The following is a 473-nucleotide window of genomic DNA, read 5'->3' as shown; positions in this document are numbered from 1 at the left end:
GTCCATGCCGATTCGTTTTCCGGGTCGCGCGCGTATGGGGGGGCGGCACACATTGCATGTGCCGGCCAGTGTGGGTCTTGGTTCCTGCCAGGGCGGGTTCACGCCCTGGGCATGGTCAGTCGCCGCGTATGACCTCGCCGAAGCGGCGCAAGGCTTGTTCGATGATCCGCTGCGCCCCGGGCGACCAGCGTCCCATGTCGAAGAATCCATGGATCATGCCTGGGCCGGGGACAAGATCAGCCGGCACGCCGGCCTTTTGCAATGCCGCCGCATAGGCCTCGCCTTCGTCGCGCAGCGGATCGTATTGCGCCGTCACGACGACTGCCGGGGCCAGGCCCGCCAGGCTGCGAGCCAGCATGGGAGCCAGCCGCGCATCTCGCGTGTCCGCCTGCTTGCCGGCGTAGTGGCGATAGAACCACGCCATGGTCTCGGCTTCCAGGAAGTAGCCCTTGGAATTCTGCTCGATGCTGGGA

The 473-nt window shown here is 66.4% G+C and carries 1 protein-coding gene; it reads right to left on the bottom strand.

Annotation, left to right across the window (positions count from 1 at the left end):
• Nucleotides 1-115: 115 nt before the first annotated feature.
• Nucleotides 116-473: alpha/beta hydrolase fold domain-containing protein (locus KDH83_RS31515; protein ID WP_212323092.1), on the bottom strand; the 358-nt coding region annotated here is incomplete at its 5' end.

The sequence above is a fragment of the Achromobacter sp. Marseille-Q0513 genome, from assembly GCF_018195695.1.
In the GTDB taxonomy this organism is placed as follows: Bacteria; Pseudomonadota; Gammaproteobacteria; order Burkholderiales; family Burkholderiaceae_B; genus Achromobacter.
This window is presented reverse-complemented; position numbering and strand designations above follow the sequence as displayed.